Here is an 18,773-nt window from a genome sequence, read left to right on the forward strand (position 1 = left end):
GGCGACCTCCTCGGCCGCCTCGGCCCACTCGCCGGAGGCGACGGCGCCCTCGAGCTCCTCGCCCGGGTAGCGGAAGCTCAGCGCCGCGAGCTCCCAGGCGGCGGCGCGCACCTGCCAGATCTCATCGTCCATGGTTTATCCTCGTTTCGCAATCTCGAGCTTGAGCTCGCGGAGCGCACAGCCGTTCTCGCTGCGCTCTCCCACGTTGTACGACAGGGCGGGCAGCACGGGCTCGTCCTCGAGCGCCGCCAGGCGGCCCGGATGGAACAGCAGGCTGCCGTCCTGCTCGTCGAGCGCGAACGGCACGCCGAGCGCGGCGAGCCTTCGGCGCGCAAGCGGCACGTCGCCGTCGAACACCTTGGCAGCCTTGTAGAAGAAGTCGTCGGCGTCGAGCTCGTAGAGCGCGGGATCGGGGCGCACGGCCGCGTTCTGGCGATACACCTGCCCGCGGTTCTTGTTCTCGAGCGAGCAGTAATGCACCCCGATCGACAGCCCGCGGTCGATCGCGTACTCCAGCAGCTCGAGGCAGAGCAGCTCGCTCCCGTCGATCGGCAACCCTCCCGGATAGCTGTAGTCGTACGGGATGGCGAACGGAGGGTTCCGCACCTCGAACCCCCGCTCCCGGAACGCCGACCAGTCGCTCATCGGAAAGCCGAACTCCAGCAGGTTGACGCCGAACGCCCCGATACCGTCCAACCGGTCGAGCAGCCGGCGCATCGCCTCCCCCGTGCCGGGGATCGCCGGCATCTCGACCAGCACGTCGGGGACGAAGCGCTGAGCGAGCGCGAGCTTTCCCACGGCGGCCTCGACGATGCCGTCCGACGCGTCGGCGTCCAGCACGTCGAGCTTGATGCTCATGCGCAGCTCGCGAAGCCCGGCATCCCGCAGTTCTTCCAGGATCGGCTCGTCGAGGAAGTCGCCGGCCGTGTACAGGCGAACGTGCGCGTCGGGGCACGCATCGCGCACCGTGCGGACGAACTCGACGGACTCCCTCTTGTGCAGCAGCGGCTCCCCGCCCGAAAGGCCCACGTGGGTGACGCGCTCGCAGGATGCGGCGAACTCGCTCCACTCGTCGCGCCACGCCTCGCCCGGCGACGGTCGCCCGGGCTCGTCATCCTGGTTCGCGTTGAAGCAGAAATAGCAATCGCGATTGCAGCGCATCGAAAGGACGAACGTCTTGCTTCCCAGGTCGTTCGAGCACGCGCGGCACGCCGACGACAACGGCCCCGTCGCGATGCTCGCACCTCCGTTGCGAAAGCAGGCGCCCTTCGCGCGCAGGCGATCCTTCGCCGCCTCGATCTCAGCCTCGCCGCGGCGAGACGGCGCGAAATCGACGCCCTGCGCCGCGAGCGAGTCGCGATACTCGCGCTCGATCTCGTCGTACTCCCCGATCCAAGCGCTCAGCGTAGGACGTACGGCCAGCGCGAGCCTATCGTTCACCATGAGCATCCCCCTTACGTCGACGTTCGGACCCGCCGGCCCTCCCCTTGCGGAAAAGCCGGCGCAGCCATCCCCCATGCGCGACCACGTGCACGATCAGCAGCGCGAGCAGCACCTTCGCGGACATCGCATGCAGCGGATCCCAAAAGTAGTAGCCATCGGCGTACAGCCCGAAAAACAGCAGCACGGAGCCGGACACCATCAACCCCGAGACGATCACCGTCATGAGCGCGACGAGCGTCAGCACGTCGAGCGCGAGGTTCGCCGTGCGCGCCGACGCGATGCGGCGATGCGCTGCCGACAGCGTATCGGACACCCATGCGGCATGCAAAGCGCAGTGCACGAAAAACACGGCGAGCGCCCCCAGGCCGATCCACTCGTGCAAGCCGATCCCCGTCAGCGCGGGGTTGGCGGCCGCCGCGTACGCCACGAGCGCCAGCACGTCGACGGCGAGGTTCTTCCGATCCATCTACTTCACCCTCTTCACCAGCAGCACGAGCCCGACGACCAACCCGACCGGCAACACGAGCCACAGGTTCATGCTCGCGTCGGAAGGCCGGTAGTAGCGCGTCGTCAGCGTGGCCCACGCGTGGCACTCCACGCTCGCGCACGACGCCTCCGGGCAGGCCATCTCGTGCACGCCGTCGGGATCGGGCACGTCGTCGAAGCCGTGGCACAACCCCGACGCGCACGACGTGGCCGGGCAGGGGGCGTCGCTCGTCACGGCGCGCGGCAGCCCCACGGAAGCGTCGGCCATCGAGCCCGCGAGGAACACGGCGCCCCCGACGAGCAGGAACGCAAGCGCCATCATGCAAATCTTCCTCATCGCGCCCTCTTCCTCCTCAAACGCGTTCGCGCGGGCATCGGCCGGCAGTCGGCCGATGCCCGCAGGGCCAACGCGAGCCTACTCGTCGACCGACCTCAGCGGCAACGCCTTCAATCCCACGAGCACCATGAGCACGCCGAGGGCGATCACGCCCAGCGCCAACCCGATCTCGGGGAGCGTCGGCGCATAGATGATGTTCGCGTACGCCCCGGCAAGACCCTGGCTCCACGGCCCGGTCACGGTGAAATCCGTGATGAACGTCGCCAGGTCGTGCTCGGGGATCTGGAAGCCGCCGATCACCAGCTGCATGCGCTTGCAGAAGATGCCGATTACAACCAGCACGCCGGAAACCACGATGAGGGGGCTGGTGCGCAGCTTCGGCACGAAGCACACGAGCGCCGCCACGACCGAGCCGACGATCTCCGTCCAGAAGAACGGGGCGAGCTGCCCGACGGTCAGCATGGACACGATGCCCGAAGCGGAGGAAAAGCCCTCGGTCAGCAGGTCGCAGGCGAAGAAGAACAGATCGACGCAGACGAACGTGCCCAGCAGCTTCACCAAGCTCACCAGGCTCTTCTGCTCGAGCGTCACGTATCCGGCCTTACGCAGCGCGATGACCGCCACGAGGACCAACGCGGTACCGCTCGCAAGCGCGGAGGAGATGAACCACGGTGCCAGCAGCGCCGTGTTCCACATCTCGCGACCGGGCATGAGGCCGAATATCCACCCGTCGACGGCGCACACCACGAGCGCCCACACCAGCACGATCATCGACACGATGCGCAGCGACTTGGCGCCCACCTCGTCCTTGTCGGCGCGGACGAGGGCCCACAGGTACACGATGGACAGGACGAGGTACGCGGCCAGCACGATGATGTCCCACATCAGCGGCGAGCCGAGGTTCGAGTAGGCGAACAGCTCCCACAGGCGCAGCGGCTGGCCGAGGTCGACCACCACGAATCCGATGGCCAGCACCGTGCAGCAGATGGACGTCCACGTCGCCACCTTCGCGACGCCCTGGAAACCCTGGAACCCCAGGGCCCTCGGAGCCGTGGCGACCACCATGCTGCCCACCGAGAGACCGACGAAGAACATGAACAGGGCGATGCTGAGCCCCCACGGGTTGAAGTCGCGCATGTCGGTGTCCATGAAGCCGCCGGTCAGCTGCATGCCCCACATCACGAGGCCGAGCACCGTCACCGCCGCTGCAACCGCGATCCCGATCGTCAGCCCCTTCCCGCCGAATTTGGCAGCAGGAACCTTGGCGACCTTCGTCGCCCTATCATTCTCAGACATGTTGTTATCCTTTCTGCCTAGACGAGGTAGTACACGCAGGGACCCGTGCCTTTTTCAGGCAGCAGCTGCTTGAACGGTCGCTCCTGGATGAGCTTGGACACGTCGGAATCGGGGTCGTCGAAGTCGCCCCAGTACCGCGCCATCACGCGGCACACGTCGGCGCAAGCGGGCCGCTCGCCCTTCGCGATGCGGTGCCAGCACATCGTGCACTTCTCGACGACGCCCTTCTGGTGCTTCGGTGCGTCCACGTTGCCCACCGGGAAGTCCAGGAAATGCTTGGGCTCCTCCCAGTTGAACGTGCGCACGCCCGCGTACGGGCACGCCGCCATGCACATGCGGCAACCGATGCACTTGTCGAGGTCCTGACGCACGATGCCCGTGTCGGCGTCCTTGTACGTCGCCCCGACCGGGCACACCTTCGCGCACGCCGGGTCGTCGCAGTGCTGGCAGGCGACCGTCATGAGCGACATCGAAAGATGGTCGGGCCACTCGCCCGCCGGCGTCTGCTCCACTTCGCCGCCGTCGGTGTACGCACGGCTCCACCAGATGTTGTCGGGGAGGTTGTTCTCCACCTTGCATGCCATCGAGCAGAAGTTGCATCCGACGCAGCGCGTCGTGTCGATGACGAAACCATACCGCGTCATTATTCAGCACCCCCATCGTACAGCTCAACCTCGCACAGAATCTCGTTGTAGCACCCGTTGCCCGAAAGGCCGTCCATGTCGATGCGCGTCAAATCGGTCAGGTGCCCCGCGATGAAGTCGTCGGTCTGCCACCCATGGGGAAGCAGGATGCAATCGGGCCGAATGCCCTTGGTGACGACGGCCTTGCACACCACGAACCCGCGATCGTTGTAGGCCTTGATCGTATCGCCCTGCTTGATGCCGCGCGCAGCGGCCGCCTCCTCGTGAATCTCGATGCGGGGCTCGGGGCGCAGCTCGTCGATCCAGGGGATTTCCATGAGAATCGACTGCGCGTGGTATATCTCGTGGATGCTGAAGGCGTGCAGCGGGTACTTGTCGCCGTTCTCCACCACTTCGAGCGACTTTTCCCAGTACGGACGGCTCTCGATCTCCCGATCGATGTCGGGCTCGTTCATATCGACCGACATCGGGTTCTCGATGTAGAACGCGTTGCGCACCTTCGGCGTCGCCGCAGCGGCGGACGAATCGGCCGCCTCCATCTGATCGGTGAACTTGACGATGAAGCCCTTCTCCTTATAATCGTCGTACGTGAACCCGTTCGCCTTGTTGAACGGCGTGTCGAGCGCCTCGCGCAGGTACTCCTCGTCGGTTTTGTCGTACAGGTCCGGAAAACCCATCTTGTCAGCGAGCATGCGGAACACGTCCATGTCGGTCTTGCATTCGCCCGCCGGCTCCACCGCCTTCTCGTACATCGCGTAGCCGCCCGCAGCATCTTCTTTTTCCCAGGTCATAGCGATAGGCAGAACGATGTCGGCGTAACGGGCCGTGTCGGACAGGTGAGGATCGGCCACCACGAACAGGTCGAGCTTGTCGATGGCCGCCTTGAGTTCGTCCGGGCCGCAGTCCGAAGCGAGCGGGTTGCCCTGGAAGCAGTACACGACCCGCAGCGGAAGCTCGGTCGAGCCCAGCTTGCCCTTCTCCATCACCTCGTGCAGGTACATGCCCGTCATATGAAGGGATTTCTTGGCACCCTCGACCTGGATGAGCTTGCTCGTGTCGGTGGTTCCCCCCACCGGGTCGCCGCTCTCCTCGCCTTCGGCGAGGTGGTTGCACAGGACGAACGAGCCCGGCTTGTCGTAATTGCCGGTCAGGCAGGCCAAGAGCATGATGTCCTTGTAGTTGTGGCGCGAATTGTGCCGGTGGTCGAGCCCTTCGTACATGTCGATGGCCGCAGGCTTCTCCGTCGCATACAGGCGCGCCACCTCTTCGATCTTCCAGGCGGGGACGTCGCACACCTCGGCGGCCTTCTCCACCGTGTACTCCTTGATATGCTCGATCACGTAATCGAGCACCGTGCGAACCTTGAAGCCGTTCGCCTCGTACGAGCCGAGCACCGCAGGCGACTCCACCTTGTTGATCGACCCGAACGCAGCGTTCTTCTCGTCGTACACCACTTCCGCATCGACGGTCGTCGGCTCGCCCGTTTCGGGATCGACCGGGCCCTCCTCAAGCTCCATGCCCAGATCGGACAGGCGCAGATAGGTCCCGTCCTCCTTGCGCAGGATCGGCGCGACGGAATCGTTGCGGAGAAACTCCCAATCGACCAGATCGTTGTCGATGACCCAATTGCACATGGCGAGCGCCAGGAAGCCGTCCGTCGCCGGCCGCACCGGCAGGTACACGTCGGACTGGATGGCGTTGAGCCGCACGAGAGGGTCGATGGTGACGATCTTCGAGCCGCTCTCCTTCGCCTTGCGAAGGAAGTGCTGGTGGGTGCGCGATGCTCCGGTGGGATTGGCTCCCCAGATCAGAATGGTTTTCGCCTTAGGCAGATCGCTTTGCGGCGCGAACTTCGCCAAGCCGGGGATGGACGCTATCGCCCACTGCAGCGTCTTGTCGGCAGCCGGCGCCATGACGGTTGCGCCCGTTTTCTGCACGAACCGCTCCAGCGAGACGGACGTTCCCATGCGGACGCCGCCGGGCAGGCAGCTCGAAGTGGCGTAGTTCAGCACGCTGCCGCCGCCCACGTAGCTGTGCCAGAACGCGATCGACGAATCGCCGTACTGCTCTTGGGCGTTCTTCATCTTCTCGGCGATCGTGGCGATGGCCTCGTCCCAGGATATGCGCTCCCACTCGCCCGCGCCGCGCTCGCCCACGCGCTTCAGAGGGTACAGGTTGCGCTTCGGACCGTACAGCCTCTGCGGCCCCGTCTGCCCCTTGACGCACCCCGTCTTGAACGTCGGGTGGTCGGGATCGACGTCCGCAGGCCGAACCTGCACGAGCTTTCCCTCGCGCACGATGCCCTTCATACGGCAGAACGGCCCGCCGCAGTTGCCGCCGCAGTTGCTGTAGAACACCTGCTCTTCTGCTGCGGGGGCGGTGTCGGTCGTTGCTGCCAGGGCCGTCAAAGTGGGCGCGGCGGCGCCCGTCAGGGCGGCGGCGCCTGCTACGGCTCCGGTGGTTTTCAGAAAACTTCTGCGGGTGAGCCCGGCGCGCGGGCTCGTCGTTTCTGACATCTCTCCTCCTCAAAGATCAGTCAGGATGTTCGCGCTTGCTTCCCCCGTGGACTTCGGCTGCGCAACCGCCGCCTTTGGCGCGAACGCACGGTGAACATCCTTGCACTTCCCTACGCAGAATCGGCCAGATCCTTCGAGTTGTCATGTTATCATATTGTACTAGTTCAATGCAATTAAGCCGATTGTTCTATCTGAGGGATAATACAGGTGCGAGCGCCCGCAGCTGATACGGCGAGGGCGCTCGACAAGCGAGCGCCCTCGTGCGGTACACGGCAGGAAGGAGGCCTCGCCCCCGTCCCGCTGCCTCATTCCCCTTTGAACAGCTTGCTCACGTCGAAGCCGTCCGCGAGGCTGCTGGGCGCGAGCAGCACGCCCTTGCCATCCTTCGCGCCCTCGTAGGCCAGGTTCATCGCGCGCAGCTGCATGGCCTTGGGGTTGCGGTCGTACACCTCGGCAGCCTCGACGAACATCTCGGAGATGTCCTTCTCCACCTCGGCCAGGATGACGCGCGCGTTGCGCTCGCGCTCGGCCTGGGCCTCCTTCGACAGCGCATCCTGCAGCTCGCGCGGCACCATGATGTCGCGGATCTCCACGCTCATGACCGTGATCCCCCACTGCTCGCACTTCGCGCCCATGATCTCCTGCAGCTCGCGGTCGATCTGCTTGCGGCGCAGCGACAGGTCGGCCAGGTTCAGCTGGCCGATGGCGTCGCGCATGGCCGTCTGCGCCGACCACAGCACCGCCTTCGGGTAGTTCTCCACCTCGAGGCACGCCTTCTCGGCGTCCCACACCATCCAGAAGAGGATGGCGTCCACGTCAACCGGCACGAGGTCGGCCGTCAGCGCCGCCTCGGCCGAGAACGACGAGGTCATCACGCGATGGTCGATGTGGATGGCCGTGTATTCCACGAACGGGACGAGCACGTAGAGCCCCGGCCCCGCCACGCGGTTGAAACGGCCGAGGCGCAGCACCGCAACCCGCTCCCACTGCGGCGCGACGCGGATGCAGCCGGCGCACAGCAGGCCCGCCGCCACTGCGGCGACCACCGTGCCCACCGACAGCCACGGCAGCGTCGCCGCGAACACGATGCCGAAGCCGACCGCGAACACGACGAGCGAGAACAGGTACACCCCCGCGCGCGTCGCCTCGTTCGGCTCCAGCTCGGTGGACGCCACCGAGCGGCGCTCGTCGTCCTTGGATTTCGACGTCTTGGTCCTATCGCTTCTCAGGCTGAACTTCATACCCTACCCTTCCAACGCTTCGAGCCGCTTCTCCACGAGCTCGACGATATCCGCGCGCGGCACGCCGAGTTCGCGGCACTGCTGGATGAACACGTCCACCAGCGAGTCCACGGCGTTGTCCGCCGTCTCGCTGGCGCTTCGGTACTTGTCGTGCACGAAGGTCCCCCGGCCCCGCTTCGACACGATGTAGCCGTCCCGCTCGATGTCCTGGTACACCTTGCTCACCGTGTTGTAGTTGATCCCCAGGTCGACGGCCATCTCGCGCACGGTGGGAAGCTTGTCGCCGCACGCGTAGTACCCCGAGGTGATCAGGTAGATCAAGCGGTTGCGCAGCTGCAGCCAGATGGGGATGCCGCTGTCGTCGTCGATGGTGATCTGTATGGTTTTGCTTTCAGTCGTCACGCTATCCTGCAATCATGTCGTCCAACTCATACCTGTCCTGCCGACTCATCATATCGCACCGAGCGCGAGCGGCGTGAAGAACGCTGCGGCCACGATGCAATACCTCAGAAGAAGTCCACCGACCAGCACGCCGAGCGACGACCCCAGCATGGCCGCGCGCTCCGGCAGCAGGCTCCCCGCCGCATGCGCGGCAAGCGGCAAGGCGAGGCCGACCGCGCACACGCCGCCCCAGAACGCCGGGGCGAGCGCGCCGCTCAGCAGCAGCTCGCACGACGCGCGCGCCGTGTCCGTGAACCCGCTCTGCACCACGAGGAACACCGCGAGCACCGCCGCCTCGACGCAGCCGAGCACCGCGCCCGCCCGCCACAGGCCTCGCGACACCACGTACGACGGCGGCGCGAGGGCCGCATCGAGCGCCACGATGGCCGCGATGCCGCACGACAGCGACGATGCGACGAACAGCGCGATGAGCCACGGCGTGTGCCAGAAGTCGATCGACACCAGGTCCGACAGCAGCAGCCCCGTGTAGCCCATCACCCCGAGCGCGCACGGCACCCCGACGGCGCAGCACGCCCCCAGCAGCGACCGCGGAACCTCGCTGGCCGTCAAGCCGCGCACCGCCACCGCGCCCGACACCGCCACGAGCAGCGCCACGAGCCACGCGCCCACCGACATCACCGACTGCAAAGGCGTCGCGAGCACGAGCCACGCGCGCTGGGCGTTTCCGAGGTCGAGCAGCAGGAACAGCGCCGCGAGCACCACGAGGCAAGGCGCCGCGTAGAAGCCCGCCTGGCAGGTGCGCGCCAACCGCTCGCTCGCGTCGCTTCGGCGCACGGCGTCCCACGCGCACGCGCAGGCCGCCGCGCAGAACGCGCCGGCGCCCGCTCCCGCCAGGAACAGGTACGCTACGATGTACCAGCCGAATACCACGGTACTCCCCCTGCCGCACCTCCACGCGCCCGCCGAACCGCGGCGAGCACCCTTTCGTCAGTATATCATAGGATATTAGTTCAATCTTTGAGAAGGAGGAGGGGCCGGCCTCGCTCTCGACAGCGAGACGCACCGTGCCAACCGGTTCCTGAGTTATGCACCCTCGCGGCAGTCCTTTTCGCCGCCACTGAGCACGTTCGAACAAAAGCTATCGAAGAAACGCCTGGTAGATAGCGCGTGCTTGGTAAGCGTGCCATTGTTGATCCCGGTTCGAGGGTGCATAACTCGGGGACATGGCAATTTTCGAGCGAATTCATTGCCACGAGGGTGCATAACTCAAGGACATGGCTGCGAGAAGCGGGTTCTGCCCTCGGTCGCGGGAAAGAGCCGTGAGCGGAGGCGCGCGATCGCCGATCCGAGATCGGCTCCACCGGTGCGACGATTCTGCACACGTCGCATACGATCCTTACGCGAAGAACACGTCGCCTTCGCGGCGGAAGAAGCCTTCGGCCACAAGGTCGGACACGATGGAGTCGAACGTGGCGGCGTCCACGCCGTCGCGCCCGGCGGCGCGCTCGAACGCGTCGAGGCGCTCGGCCAGCTCATCGGCACCGATGCCCGGCTCGGCCAGAACCGTGCGCACGAGCTCGGCGCGCTTCTGGCGGCGCGAGCCCTCGAAAGCCGACTGGCGGGCGTAGTGGGCGCTGCGACGCGAGGGGTTCGCGACGAGCGTCTTGAGGTGCGCGCCGTAGTCGAGCAGCGCGTAGTACCACGCCCGCGCGTCGTCGTCGGGGCAGGTGGACGCCACGAGCGGCGCCAGCTCGCGGTCGGGCACCTTGTCGCGGTCGGGGAACAGCTCGTGGAGGAACACCGTGCGCACGTTCGTCTCGATGTACACCGACGGCCGGTTGTAGGCGAACGCCATGACGCCCGCCGCCGTGGCGGGCCCGATGCCGGGAAGCGTCTCGAGCTCCTCGGCGGTGGCGGGCAGCCGCCCTCCCCGCTCGGCGGAGCACGTCTCGGCCGCCCGCTTGAGCGCGAGGGCCCGGCGGTTGTACCCCAGGCCCTGCCACTGCGCCAGCACGTCGGCCGTGCCGGCCGCCGCCAGGGAGTCGATCGTGGGAAACAGCGAGAGGAAGCGCGTCCAGTGCTTCTCGACGCGCGCCACCTGGGTCTGCTGCAGCATGACCTCGCTGACCAGCACGGCGTAGGGGTCCTCGATGTAGCGCCACGGCAGATCGCGGTGAAGCCGCGCGCCCTCGCGCCGCACGAGCTCCACGAACGCGTCGCGACCGAGCGCGTCGGACGGCCATGCCTCCGGAGCGGTGCCCGCTACGCGCACGACTCGCACACGTCTGCATCGGCATCGACGCCGCTCGCCGCGCCGGGCGCGTCCGCGACGATGCGCGGCGTCGGCGCTGCGCACTTGGCGGCGCAGCGGGCGGCCGTCGGGACGACCTCGATGTTCTTCGCCTTCGTCATGGCCGCCTCCACCACCGGGTGCGACGCCCCCTGCTCGATGAGATCCTGCAGGGTGACGGCGCCGAAGTAGGCGTTCAGCAGCTGGTCGGCGCCCTGCCACAGCTTGTTGTAGGCGCAATCCTTCTGCTTGTCGCAGTACTCCGGATCCATCACGCACAGCGAGATGCTCACCGGGCCCTGCACCGCTTCGAGCACTTCGAGCAGCGTCACGGAGGCCGGGTCGCAATTGAGCGCGAGGCCGCCGCGGGCGCCGCGCACCGTCTTGATGAGCCCGCCCTTCACGAGGTCGTGCTGGATGCTGCGCGCGAAGGCGTACGGGATGTCCTCCTGCTCGGCGATGTCGGACACCGACACGTAGGACTCGCCGCTTCTGTAGGCGGCCCTCAGTATCCTGCAGGCATAATCGCAACGGCGCGTGACGTCCATCAGTTTCCCTCTTCCCCGGTGAGCAGGTCTTCCAGATGTTCCAACTCGCGCCTGAAGTCGCTCACGACCGCCTCTTCGAGCGCGCGGTACTCCTCGGAGTCGAGCGGCTGGTAGGCCGCCAGCTTGTCGTACAGGTTGTCCGCCGTCACCGGCAGGTAGCGGCGCGCGACGAGGCTGGCCTTGTAGGCTTCCTCGATGGCCTCGCGGGCGGCCATGTACATGTCGTAGCGCGGCATCTGCGACGAGAAGCGCACGAGCGACGCGCGGTCGATGCCGCGCAGCGACGGATGCTCGCGAGCGATCTCCATCCAGATGTCGTCGCGCTCGGACACCGTGGGGAAATCGATGTCGATCACCGACAGCGGCTCCAGGAGATCGTAGAAGAACGGGTCGATCTCCCCCGCCTCGGACGACGACGCCAGCACGAACACGTCGGGGTTCTCCACGGCCGAGCGGATGAGGCTGATGGCCTCGCGCGCGCCGCGCGACAGGCTGGCCATGAGGAAGCCGCCCAGGTCGTCGCCGGCCGACTCCACCATGGGGGACATCCACAGATCGAGGTCCTCCAGCATGAGCACGCCCGCGCCCTCGAAGGCGTTGCGCGCCGCGTTGAGCTTCGGCTGGCGGTCGGCCTGCGCCATGACGCACAGCACCGGCATGCCCTGGAGGTTCTCCTCCATGCGCATGCGGATGGCCGGCAGACCCAGCTCGCCGAGCGTGGCGGTCATGAAGCGGTTCGCGTCCTCGCGCGCCGGCGAGCGGAACAGCAGCGCGTCGGACGCCGGCATGCGGTCGAGGCCGTGGCGCGCGTTCAGCAGCTCGACGAGCTCCTGGAAGCGGTCGTCGTGCTGCATGCCCACGCCGAAGTCGCGCATGAGCTTCACGGTTTCGTCGTAGCCCACGAGCTCGCGGTACGAGATGCTCTCGATCGACGACACCACCGCATGCGCGTCGGGGTCGTCCCCGCACGACCGGATGGCCTCGGCGAGCGACTTCTCCACCTCGGCGATCGAGGGGGCCTCCTGCTCGTCGGCCGCGTTCTCCTCCGCAGGGGCGCTCTCGGCGACCCGGGCCGCCGGCTCGGCGGCGGGCGCCGAGGACGGCTCGGTGACGTGCTCCACCCGCATGAGGCGCGCGGCGTCCAAGCCCAGGAAGTCCTGGGAGATCATGTCGGTCATGTCTTCGAGATCCTCGCGCGTGAGGCCGTACTCCTCCAGCTTGTCGAGGGCGAGGCTCTGCAGCTGCTCGGCGCAGGCCGCGGCCTCGTCCGAGGACAGGTAGGGCTCGAGGCGCTCGAACGCGTATTCGGCGATGGAGCGTTCCTTGAGCTTGCAGGCCAGCTGCCACGCCTGCTTGAGGCCCTCGAGGGCCGCCTCGTCGGGCGCCGCGCCGCCGCCGTGCTGGGCGCGTTCGAACGCCGCCAAGTAGAGGTGCATGCCGAGGACCGCGTCGCCCGAGGCGCACGCCTGGGATGCGAGCCGCAGGTACTCGGTCGAGGAATTGCTGTGCTCGTCGTTCTGGCTGGGCGAGCTGTTCGCATCGTTCTCAAACATGGACCCAACCTCCTTTTCAAAGAATCCGCTTATCAGCGGTCGAAATGCATATGTTCAGGTCACATTTTACCGAAGTTGGGGGCCGACGCATAGGCCGCACCGCAAAAACCCCAAAACGTAAGGAAGTCGAAGGGTGCGGGTGCGGGTGCGGGCCGGCCGGCCGGCGGGCGACGAGCGCGCCGACTCCCTCGGCGGGCGACAAGCGCACGCGACCCGCTCGCCGCACACGCTGCGTGCGCCAACCCGCTCGCCACACGCAGCGCGCCACCCCCCCCTCGGCGCACACCGCCTGCCGGCGCAAGGGGCTCTACCAGTCCAGCACGTCCCAGCCCTTCTCGCGCGCCGTGCGCGCCAAGGGGCGGTCGGGGGACACGGCGTAGGGGTGCTCGGCGGCGGCCAGCACGGTGCGGTCGGAGTGGTGGTCGCCGTAGGCGTAGGCGAGCTCCCAGTTCCCGGGGCCGAAACGGCCGTCCCCGAACCGGCGCACGGCGGCCAGCTTCTCCTCCCCTTCCACCGGCAGGCCCTCCACCGCGCGGGTGTAGGTGCCGTCCGTCGCCACGCACATGCGGGTGGATATCTGGTTCTCGAAGGGATGGTGCTCCATGGCGCGCAGGATGATGGGCTCGAAGGTGGCCGAGATGACCACCACCACGTCCCCCGCCTCGGCGTGGGCGCGCATGGCCGCGTCCGCCTCGGGCCGGAACAGCGGCGCGATGCGCTCGTCGTAGAACTCGGCCAGGAAGGCGTCCACCTCGGCGGCGGGCTTGCCCTCGAACGCCGTGAACACGAGGCCGCGCACGGCCGCCTCGTTCTGCGGCAGGCGCAGCTTGTAGGCCGCCGCCCACAAAAGGATGCGGAAGACGACCCGCTTCGACAGCATCTTGTGCCGAAGCAGGTGGCTGACCAGCAGCACGGGCGAGTTGCCCGCGATGCTCGTGCCGTCGAAGTCGAACACGGCAAGGCGCGCCTTGCCCTCAGGCGCGCCTTGCGGATGCGCGGATGCGCTCTCAGTTCCCGGTCGGGGCATACGTCGTTGTTCCCATTCCCTGAGCGAGGAAGGGGAACGCGCCGTGTGCGCTAGTCCTCCACCTCGTCAATCGTCTCGGTGAATTGAGAATTATACAACTCCGCGTAGAAACCGCCAAGTTCGAGCAGTTCCTCGTGCGTTCCCTGCTCCACGATGTCGCCGTCGCGGATGACGAGGATGAGGTCCGCGTTCTTGATGGTGGACAGGCGATGCGCGATGACGAACGACGTCCGGCCGGCCATGAGGTTGTCCATGGCCTTCTGGATGCGCTCCTCGGTGCGCGTGTCCACCGAGCTCGTGGCCTCGTCGAGGATGAGCATGCGGCGGTCGGCCAGGATGGCGCGCGCGATGGTGAGCAGCTGGCGCTGGCCTTGGCTGATGTTGCTGGCGTCCTCGTTGATCTCGGTGTCGAAGCCCTGCGGCAGCGTCTGGATGAAGTGGTAGACGTAGGCCGCCTTCGCCGCCGCCTCCACCTCCTCGTCGGTGGCGTCGAGCTTGCCGTAGCGGATGTTGTCGCGGATCGTGCCGTGGAACAGCCACGTGTCCTGCAGCACCATGCCGAACATGCTGCGCAAGTCGTCGCGCGCGAACGTGCGGATGTCGTGGCCGCCTATCTTGATGGAGCCCGACTGCACGTCGTAGAAGCGCATGAGCAGCTTCACCATGGTGGTCTTGCCGGCGCCCGTGGGGCCGACGAGCGCCACGGTTTGGCCCTCGGTCACGCTGGCCGAGAAATCCCTGATGACAGGCTTCTCGGGATCGTAGCCGAAGTGCACGTGCTCGAACTGGACGTTGCATTCCACCTCGGAGGACCGTGCGGACACGTGATCCTCTTCCTCCTCGGGCTCGCCGAGGAACTCGAAGATGCGCTCGGCCGCGGCGGCCATCTGCTGCAGCACGTTGGACACCTGGGTGAGCTGCGTGATGGGCTGCGTGAAGTTCTTCACGTACTGGATGAACGCCTGGATGTCGCCGACCGTGATGATGCCCTGCACGGCCATGAAGCTGCCCGTGATGGCCACCACGACGTAGCCCAGGTTGCCCACGAAGTTCATGATGGGCTGCATGAGGCCGCTGATGAACTGCGACTTCCACGCCGAGCCGTACAGGCGGGCGTTCGTCGCGTTGAAGTTGTCCACCGTTCCGTCTTCGCGGTTGAACGCCTTCACGATGGCATGCCCCGAGAACGTCTCCTCCACGAGGCCGTTGATCTCGCCGAGCGTCTTCTGCTGGGCGAAGAAGTACTTCTGCGAGTGCTTCACCACCACCATGATGAGCACGAGCGAGAGGGGCAGGATCACCACCGTGATGAGCGTCATGACGGGGTTGATGGACAGCATCATGATGAGCACGCCGATGATGGTCACCGTGGACGTGATGAGCTGCGTGATGCCCTGGTTGAGGCTCTGGCCGAGCGTGTCCACGTCGTTGGTGATGCGCGAGAGCACGTCGCCCGTGGAGGTGCGCTCGAAGTAGCCCATGGGCATGCGGTCGATCTTCTCCGCGATGCTTTTGCGCAGCTCGTAGCACGTGCGCTGGGAGATGGAGCTCATGATCCAGCCCTGCACGAACGAGCAGGCGGCGGAGAGCAGGTACAGCCCCATGGTGAACAGCAGGATCTGCGCGATGAGGTCGAAGTTTATGCCGCCCGTGCCGCCGATCTTGGCCACGATGCCGTTGAACAGCTCGGTCGTGGCCGTCGAGAGCACCTTGGGGCCGACGGTGGTGAACACGGTCGATCCGATGGCGAACACGAGCACGATCACGATGGACACCTTGAAGCGCCCCATGAAGCTCAAGAGCTTCATGAGCGTGCCCTTGAAGTCCTTGGCCTTCTCGCCGGGCATCATGCCGCCGCCCGGGCCATGGCCCCCCATGGGACCGCGCCGCGGAGAACGCTCCGCCGCAGGTTGCTTCTGCGCGCTCATGCCGCATCACCTCCGTTCAATTCCTCGGCCGACAGCTGGGACATCGCGATCTCCCGGTATTCCTCGCACGTTTGCATGAGCTCCTCGTGCGTGCCCTGGCCGACGATCCGGCCCTCGTCGAGCACGACGATCTTGTCGGCATGCAGGATGGTGGAGATGCGCTGCGCCACGATGACCACGGTCTTGTCGGACAAGCGCGTATGGAGGTCCTGCCGCAGGGCGGCGTCGGTCTTGTAGTCGAGCGCCGAGAAGCTGTCGTCGAACAGGTACGCGCGCGCCTCGGTCGCGAGCGCGCGGGCGATGGCGAGGCGCTGGCGCTGGCCGCCGGACACGTTCGTGCCGCCCTGCGACACGGCGGACTCCATGCCCTCCTCCTTCGAGGAGATGAACTCGGACGCCTGGGCGATCTCGGCCGCCGCCTGCACGCGGTCGGCGGGCATGTCCTCGTCGGAGTAGGCGATGTTCGACTCGATGGTGCCGGAGAACAAAAACGCCTTCTGCGGGACGTAGCCCAGCTGCGCGCGCAGCGCCTCCTGGCTCACGTCGCGGACGTCCACGCCGTCGATGGTGACGGAGCCGCACGTCACGTCGTAGAAGCGCTCGATGAGCTTGATGACGGTGGACTTGCCCGAACCGGTCGACCCGATCAGCGCCGTGGTCATGCCCGGCTCGCACGTGAAGTTCAGGTCCTCCAGCACGCACTCCTTCGAATCGCCGTACTTGAAGCTCACGTCGTTGAACGCGATGGTCGCGCCGCCTGCGGAGGGGAGCTCCGCGTCGCGCGCGGCGTCTTCGGCGGGGTCGCAGATGGTGGGCTTGGTGTCGAGCACCTCGTTCACGCGCTGCGCGGCCACGTCGGCGCGCGGCAGCATGATGGAGATCATGCCGATCATGAGGAAGCCCATGATGATGACCATGGAGTACGTGATGAACGCGATCATGTCGCCGGTCTGGATGGTGCCGTTGTCGATGTAGGAGCCGCCCACCCACACGATGAGCACGCTCACGCCGTTCATGACGAGCATCATGAGCGGCATCATGAACGTCATGACGCGGTTCGTGAACAGCTGCGTCTTCATGAGGTCGGTGCTGGCCGCGTCGAAGCGCTTCTCCTCGTAGGGCTGGCGGTCGAACGCGCGGATGACGGGCAGGCCCGTGAGTATCTCGCGCGACACGAGGTTCACCCTGTCGATGAGCTTCTGCATCATCTTGAACTTGGGCATGGCCACCTTCATGAGCACCATGATCAGGATGAAGATGATCACCACGGCGACCACGATGATCCAGCTCATGGACAGGTTCGTGCGCGACACCATGATGATGCCGCCGATGGCGAGGATGGGCGCGTACAGCACCATGCGCAGCAGCATGACGGTGACCATCTGTATCTGCTGGATGTCGTTCGTGCCGCGCGTGATGAGCGAGGCGGCCGAGAAGCTCTGCACCTCGGCGTCGGAGAACGACACCACCTGGCGGAACAGCTTGGCGCGCAGCGTGGCGCCCACCTTCGCGGCCGTGCGCGAGGCGATGAAGCCCACGAGGACCGCGGCCACCATGCCGAGCGCGGCCAGGCCGAGCATCATGAAGCCGACGCGCAGGAGGTAGCCCATCTGCAGGTCGGACAGGTTGTAGCCGAGCGACTCGTACTCGGCCTTCGCCGCCTCGATGGCCTGCTGGTCGACGATGGAATCGCCCATGTCGCCCATGTGCTGCTTGGCCTCGTCGAGCATGTCGAGGATCTTCTGCTTGTCGATGGCGCCGGCCTGGTAGGCCTGCATCACCTGGTCGAGGTCGAGATCGGGGATCTGGCTGGAGTAGTGGATGGCCACGAGCGGCATGGCCACCATGCGGTCGAGCTCCTCCTGCTCCTTCTTGCCCTGATCGTTCAGCTTGTACGTGCCGTCGTCCGTCTCGGTGTAGGCGTCGCGGAACGTCTGCTCGTCGTCGGCGGGCAGCATCATGGCGATCTCGTCGTGGGTCTTCGCCGTCATCTCGTCGGTGGAGGCATGCTCCACGCCCGACTGCTGAATGCCCACGTCGACGATGTCGGACGTGTAGTTCGGCAGCGCCAGGTCGGTGAACGCCTGCACGACGAGCAGGCACAGTATGAGAACCACCGCGATCTTGCAGTTCTTCAGGTAGCGGATTATGCGCACGGAGCGTCATCTCCTTCGGCATGGCTCTTGCATGCATCTTCGGGGTCCTGGTCGTGGAACTCGACCATTTTGCGCATGATGCGGACGAGGTGCCGCATGTCCTCGACGCCCACGTACTTCATGACCGCGTCCATGTGCTCGTCGCGCAGACGCTTGCCCTCGGCGGCAAGCCGCTCGCCTTTCTCGGTGAGGCTCACCGACACGGCGCGGTAATCGCCACTCGAGCGATGGCGCTCGATGAGGCCCTTCTCCTCGAGCGTCTTGAACGTTTGGGACAGCGCGCTGGGCGTCGTGTGCGTCATCTCGGCGACGCGGCCCGGCCTGATATCCTCGCATGTGCGCCCGAGACTGCCGACGGCCATCACGGTGCGCGCCTCCGACGGGGTCATGCCCTCGGGCGGTGGCGGCATGAAACGGTCGTGCCTCGTGCGCTGCATGAGCTCGTACAGCTCGCGTTTCGTCTCAATGAACGAGTCTGTCATCGCACCTTCCTTGCTCTCGATTCCTGCCGTATACAATTTAGTCGCTAAACTTTATCACTACGGTGAAATTTCACACCGAAATGTTTCCTTCATCACAGAACCTGCACGCAGGGCCGAAGGAGCCGCACTCGCGTCGGAGGGCGGATAACGGTTTCGCCTTGCCTATGTGCGGAAAAATCGGGGTTTTGGCAATCTCTCCCCCGCTTTCCGGTCGCCAAAGATCGTCGCAGGCCGGAAGCGACCGAAGAAACCCCAGGTCGCGCGTTTTCCCACAAGATGACGCGATGCTCCCGATTGCCAAAAACCCGATTTTTCCGCACGGCGAGCTCGTCACGAGCGCGCGATGAACCGATCGCGGGGAAAACGGGCGCGCCCTTCCGAACTTTTTCAAATTGGGGGCTTGCGTCGAGCGCTGACTACCGGT

The 18,773-nt window shown here is 66.1% G+C and carries 16 protein-coding genes; all 16 read right to left on the reverse strand.

All coding sequences use genetic code 11. From position 1 onward, the window contains the following. Positions 1-135: 135 nt before the first annotated feature. Complete coding sequence (locus H8S61_RS14020; protein WP_186939409.1) at positions 136-1,443, reverse strand: radical SAM protein; 1,308 nt, start codon at positions 1,441-1,443, stop codon at positions 136-138. Further along, complete coding sequence (locus tag H8S61_RS14025; RefSeq protein WP_186939410.1) at positions 1,430-1,909, reverse strand: DUF4405 domain-containing protein; 480 nt, start codon at positions 1,907-1,909, stop codon at positions 1,430-1,432. Before H8S61_RS14025 ends, H8S61_RS14020 begins: the two co-directional genes overlap by 14 nt. Next, a complete protein-coding gene (locus tag H8S61_RS14030; protein WP_186939411.1) occupies positions 1,910-2,266 on the reverse strand; it encodes a hypothetical protein in 357 nt (118 codons plus the stop codon). A 78-nt stretch (positions 2,267-2,344) separates the two neighbouring features. After that, complete coding sequence (nrfD, locus tag H8S61_RS14035) at positions 2,345-3,562, reverse strand: NrfD/PsrC family molybdoenzyme membrane anchor subunit (protein WP_186939412.1); 1,218 nt, start codon at positions 3,560-3,562, stop codon at positions 2,345-2,347. A gap of 17 nt (positions 3,563-3,579) precedes the next feature. After that, positions 3,580-4,206 (reverse strand): 4Fe-4S dicluster domain-containing protein, encoded by a 627-nt coding sequence (locus H8S61_RS14040; protein ID WP_186939413.1) that lies wholly within the window; start codon positions 4,204-4,206, stop codon positions 3,580-3,582. Next, entirely contained in the window at positions 4,206-6,722 is a 2,517-nt protein-coding gene (locus tag H8S61_RS14045) for a molybdopterin-containing oxidoreductase family protein (RefSeq protein ID WP_186939414.1), read from the reverse strand. Before H8S61_RS14045 ends, H8S61_RS14040 begins: the two co-directional genes overlap by 1 nt. Positions 6,723-7,027: 305 nt before the next feature. Next, on the reverse strand, positions 7,028-7,963 hold the full coding sequence (locus H8S61_RS14050) for a slipin family protein (protein WP_154334490.1): 936 nt from the start codon (positions 7,961-7,963) through the stop codon (positions 7,028-7,030). A 3-nt stretch (positions 7,964-7,966) separates the two neighbouring features. Further along, complete coding sequence (locus H8S61_RS14055) at positions 7,967-8,365, reverse strand: GntR family transcriptional regulator (protein WP_366458487.1); 399 nt, start codon at positions 8,363-8,365, stop codon at positions 7,967-7,969. A gap of 48 nt (positions 8,366-8,413) precedes the next feature. After that, positions 8,414-9,295 (reverse strand): NrfD/PsrC family molybdoenzyme membrane anchor subunit, encoded by an 882-nt coding sequence (gene nrfD, locus H8S61_RS14060; RefSeq protein WP_186939415.1) that lies wholly within the window; start codon positions 9,293-9,295, stop codon positions 8,414-8,416. A gap of 466 nt (positions 9,296-9,761) precedes the next feature. Then, entirely contained in the window at positions 9,762-10,637 is an 876-nt protein-coding gene (locus H8S61_RS14065) for an HhH-GPD family protein (protein WP_186939514.1), read from the reverse strand. Further along, positions 10,628-11,203 carry an RrF2 family transcriptional regulator gene (locus H8S61_RS14070; RefSeq protein ID WP_186939416.1) on the reverse strand — a complete coding sequence of 192 codons (576 nt, stop codon included), beginning with the start codon at positions 11,201-11,203 and terminating at the stop codon, positions 10,628-10,630. The genes H8S61_RS14065 and H8S61_RS14070 overlap by 10 nt, the downstream gene beginning before the upstream one ends. After that, positions 11,203-12,756, reverse strand: a complete 1,554-nt coding sequence (locus H8S61_RS14075) for a ribonucleotide reductase subunit alpha (protein ID WP_186939417.1) — start codon at positions 12,754-12,756, stop codon at positions 11,203-11,205. Before H8S61_RS14075 ends, H8S61_RS14070 begins: the two co-directional genes overlap by 1 nt. Positions 12,757-13,063: 307 nt before the next feature. Continuing rightward, positions 13,064-13,783: an HAD family hydrolase gene (locus H8S61_RS14080; protein ID WP_160943282.1), complete on the reverse strand. Its 720-nt coding sequence runs from the start codon at positions 13,781-13,783 to the stop codon at positions 13,064-13,066. A 50-nt stretch (positions 13,784-13,833) separates the two neighbouring features. Then, positions 13,834-15,711 carry an ABC transporter ATP-binding protein gene (locus H8S61_RS14085; RefSeq protein WP_160943281.1) on the reverse strand — a complete coding sequence of 626 codons (1,878 nt, stop codon included), beginning with the start codon at positions 15,709-15,711 and terminating at the stop codon, positions 13,834-13,836. Beyond that, positions 15,708-17,867 (reverse strand): ABC transporter ATP-binding protein, encoded by a 2,160-nt coding sequence (locus tag H8S61_RS14090; RefSeq protein ID WP_186939418.1) that lies wholly within the window; start codon positions 17,865-17,867, stop codon positions 15,708-15,710. Before H8S61_RS14090 ends, H8S61_RS14085 begins: the two co-directional genes overlap by 4 nt. Next, on the reverse strand, positions 17,858-18,349 hold the full coding sequence (locus H8S61_RS14095) for a MarR family winged helix-turn-helix transcriptional regulator (RefSeq protein ID WP_186939419.1): 492 nt from the start codon (positions 18,347-18,349) through the stop codon (positions 17,858-17,860). Before H8S61_RS14095 ends, H8S61_RS14090 begins: the two co-directional genes overlap by 10 nt. Positions 18,350-18,773 lie beyond the last annotated feature (424 nt).

Source organism: Eggerthella hominis (assembly GCF_014287365.1).
Taxonomy (GTDB): domain Bacteria; phylum Actinomycetota; class Coriobacteriia; order Coriobacteriales; family Eggerthellaceae; genus Eggerthella; species Eggerthella guodeyinii.